Raw genomic sequence first — 3,661 nt, 5'->3', positions numbered from 1 at the left:
TTCAGCGAAGAGGCAATAAAAGAAATATATTCCATATCAGAAGATAAGGTTGTAGTAATGCTTATTTCCATGGGTTACTTCGACGAAACAAAAAAACTTTTTCCAAGAGAAAAAAGATTATCTTTTGATGAAATCTCAAAAATATACTAGAGAATATTTCAAACAAAAAAGGGGCTGGAAAAATTCCAGATCCCCTTTTTTTATATTTACATTATTTCCAAAATTTTAATTTCTGCCAGAAACTTTTCTTACTGCTTTCTGTACTAGCAGTGGCATCTGCGTTTTCAGTATCTAAACTGTTAACAGATACTTCATTGTTCATATAAGTAGCTCCTGCTTCTCCAACTAACTTTTCTTCAGCAGATTTTTCTTTTTTAATTTTCTTTTCCACTGACCTTATGAATTTTGGAACGAAACTTTCTCTTTCTTCTTTATTCTCTTTTTCTTTCTCAGCATATATTCTTTCAAGTTCTGCTCTATACTGTGCAGCCTGGTCACCAAATTCCTCTGGATTTTTTATAGGATACTTCTTAAGGTTTGGAAAGTTTTCATCTAGAATTTCATTCCACTTCTCTATATCTTCTTTATACATAGAAAGCAAAAAATCTACGTCTCCGGTAAATTTTATTTCTTTTATTACATCTCCATATTCCAATTTTTTTATGGTTTCAAAATCTTTGTCAGCCACATATTCTCCAAAAATTGTATGTTTTCCGTTGAGCCAGTCTGCCGGATATAGAGTTAGGAAATATTGTGAGCCTCCAGTTCCAGGCCCTGCATTGGCCATGGCCAGCATCCCCTGTTGATAGAAGTCAAGCCATCCCATTATTTCCTCTGGAATAGTATACCCCGGACCTCCTGACCCTGTTTCAGTTGGGTCTCCAGCTTGTACAATGAAATTGTCTACTGCTCTGTGAATTTTGTTGTCGTCATAGTAGCCCCTTTTGGCAAGATTTATAAAATTTACAACTGTGACTGGGGCAGCTTCAGGATAAAGATAAAAAGTTGCCTCTCCCTGGCTCGTTACAAAAGTTGCTCTTATATCATTATATTTCACTGCTTTCACTTGGTTATCCATCTTTTTTAAATATGAGCACCCACTCATCAAAAATACCGCCATTACAAGGGCTGTAAATGTAAATAATCTTTTCATCTCGTACTTTTCCTCCCTTAATTTCTTTGATTTTTCACTTATTATACAACATTTCATAATAAATATAAATTATTTTAACAAATCCACAAATTTTAGACGAAAATGACTTTAAAAAAGTTTTAAAATATAGTATCCACGAAAGATTTAAAACTGAGTTTCACCTTTTAATATAATTTTTTTATAAATAATAAAAAGTAAAAAAATATGCACTCTTCAAACCATACATCATATTCCCCCCTAAAAAAACAATAATCACCTTCAAAAGTTAATCTATAAAATATCATAATATATTTTATTTAGTTAAAATTTGATACATTCCTCCCGGCAGTTTATTTAAATTATTGGGAATAAGCAAAAATTCATTATATAATCTAGGAATGAATAACAAATCTCACTTAAAATATTTTTTTTACTGTGTATATTTCAAAAAATATACATATAGCTGTAGATTTTGGTACTGAGGACTTTTTATTTGACCTTTTTAATGGTAAAATAGTTTTATTACTTTTTATAACGTTTTTCACTTTTATGTTTTCGCCTTAATGTGATATAAAAATTATATAATTTAAATAAAAATTGAAACTATAATTACCCTTCAGGAGGACTTATAATGATTATAAGATATATTGAAGAAAGTGATGCTGAGAGTATCGCAGAGATATATAACTATTATGTTGAAAATACCAGCTTTACCGGTGATGAAACTCCCTTTTCAGCAGAACATATGAAAAACAGAATTAATGATATTTCAAAAAATTATCCGTGGCTTGTCTTAGAAGAGAATTCTGAGATATTAGGCTATGTATATGTCAATCAATGGAGGTTTCGGAGCGCCTACAGGCATTCTGCAGAACTTTCGGTCTATATTCGAAACGGTGTGAGGACCAAAGGTCTAGGATCAATGCTCTTTACTTATTTGTTAGAAGACTTGAAAAAAAGAAACGTACATACTGTAATAAGTGCCATTGTACTGCCCAATAAAGCCAGTATTTCTCTTCATGAAAAGTTTGGATTCAAAAAGGTAGCCCATTTTACTGAGGTCGGATACAAGTTTGAAAAATGGCTGGACCTAGGATACTGGGAGATTGTTCTATAGACTTTAGTTTAAATTTTTATTAAATTTATGGCTAAAAAGTTCTACACATTTCTTCCGCTAAAAAAGTTTAATTTTTTAATTTTTGATTTTAAATCAACATGAGTTCCCCTCAAGCATTTATAATGCAACAGGGAACTTTTTATTTAAAATATAAAACCCCTCAGATAATCTGAGGGGTAAATTATTAATAATATTTAGGAAGATCAGGAAAAGTTTTTTCCAATGTCTCATTGAGCTGGTTTAAATTCTCTTTATTTTTCTCAATATACTCTTCAACATCTCCTGTGATAACTATAGTCTCAATTTTAGTTCCTTGAGTTATGGCATCTACAATTTTTTGGTCGTCTTCGCTGACTACTTCACCAAAAATACTATGTTTATAGTTTAACCAAGGTGTTTCAACGTGTGTGATAAAAAATTGAGATCCGTTTGTATTAGGACCCGCATTTGCCATGGCAAGGATTCCTTTCTTGTCAAAAGTTACTCCTTCTTTGAATTCATCTCTGAAATTGTATCCAGGACCTCCTGAACCGGTACCAGTAGGGTCTCCCCCTTGTATCATAAAGTCATTTATAACCCTGTGAAATTTCAGACCGTCATAGTAACCTCTTTTAGACAAATTTACAAAATTTAAAACTGTCACTGGAGTTACTTGAGGAAAAAGCTTAATGTTGATATCACCTTTGTCTGTTTTTATACAAGCCTGTAAGTTTATATTTTCCACTATTTCTACCTCCTGATTAAATTGTATGACTTTTCCTAAAAGTCTTTTATTTTTAAAACTATAAATTGCTAAAGTTATTAACATTGCTGCAAATATCCATTTTAACATCTGACCATCTCCATTCTATCATATATGACTACTTTTTTAAATTATTTTATGGCATCTTTATAAACTTTTAAAAGCTCATCTTTAGAAATAGTTCCAAAAATTTCAATAGGCCATCTTTTTTCAAGTTTTTCATTTGTTTTTATCATTTCCTCATGAAGCTTCATTATTTTTTCAGATAATTTATTATATTTATTTCTTATTTTAGGAAGTTTATCCAGTATTTTCATCTGTTCATCCTCTTGAATAGCCTCAGACAGATCAGTTTCCAGTTTCAATTCTTTATCCAATATTTCATTAGCCTCTTGAAGAAGATAGGATCTTTTTTTCCCAAGTTCTGACAATTCATACTTATATAGATTTTCCACTGCTTCTGCACCTGAATTACCTCTATACTTTTTTCTTTTTATGATTTCAGAATTAATAAAGTCCTCTGAAAGGTCATTTTCTTTCATTATTTCATAGATATATTTTTCTATGCTTTCAAAATTATAATCCTCTATATTTTCACCTGGATCTGTGGAAAAAGCTCCATAGAGTTTTTCATATTTTGGAAGGACTTCCTTTTCTAGGGTATTTACCC

The 3,661-nt window shown here is 31.0% G+C and carries 4 protein-coding genes; 1 reads left to right on the top strand and 3 read right to left on the bottom strand.

The features are described 5' to 3' along the window. Positions 1-211: 211 nt before the first annotated feature. A complete protein-coding gene (locus ABZA26_RS10140; protein WP_372714405.1) occupies positions 212-1,153 on the bottom strand; it encodes a peptidylprolyl isomerase in 942 nt (313 codons plus the stop codon). A 610-nt stretch (positions 1,154-1,763) separates the two neighbouring features. Between ABZA26_RS10140 and ABZA26_RS10135 the strand changes: the two genes are divergently transcribed. Next, complete coding sequence (locus tag ABZA26_RS10135; RefSeq protein WP_372714404.1) at positions 1,764-2,249, top strand: N-acetyltransferase family protein; 486 nt, start codon at positions 1,764-1,766, stop codon at positions 2,247-2,249. Positions 2,250-2,433: 184 nt separating this feature from the next. Here ABZA26_RS10135 and ABZA26_RS10130 read toward each other — a convergent pair whose 3' ends face one another. Both ABZA26_RS10130 and ABZA26_RS10125 read right to left on the bottom strand, forming a co-directional pair. Further along, entirely contained in the window at positions 2,434-2,964 is a 531-nt protein-coding gene (locus ABZA26_RS10130) for a peptidylprolyl isomerase (RefSeq protein ID WP_372714406.1), read from the bottom strand. Between the two features lie 158 nt (positions 2,965-3,122). Next, positions 3,123-3,661 (bottom strand): hypothetical protein (locus ABZA26_RS10125; protein ID WP_372714403.1); only part of this gene is annotated, 539 nt, incomplete at its 5' end.

Origin of the sequence: Ilyobacter sp. (assembly GCF_041583315.1) — a bacterium.
Lineage (GTDB): Bacteria > Fusobacteriota > Fusobacteriia > Fusobacteriales > Fusobacteriaceae > Ilyobacter.
The sequence above is the reverse complement of the archived record's forward strand: the minus strand, read 5'-3'. Positions and strand labels throughout refer to the sequence as shown.

Bases quoted from the DNA above. Each gene is read 5' to 3' on its own strand.
- ABZA26_RS10140 (WP_372714405.1), bottom strand. From the start codon at position 1,153: ATGAAAAGATTATTTACATTTACAGCCCTTGTAATGGCGGTATTTTTG.
- ABZA26_RS10135 (WP_372714404.1), top strand. From the start codon at position 1,764: ATGATTATAAGATATATTGAAGAAAGTGATGCTGAGAGTATCGCAGAG.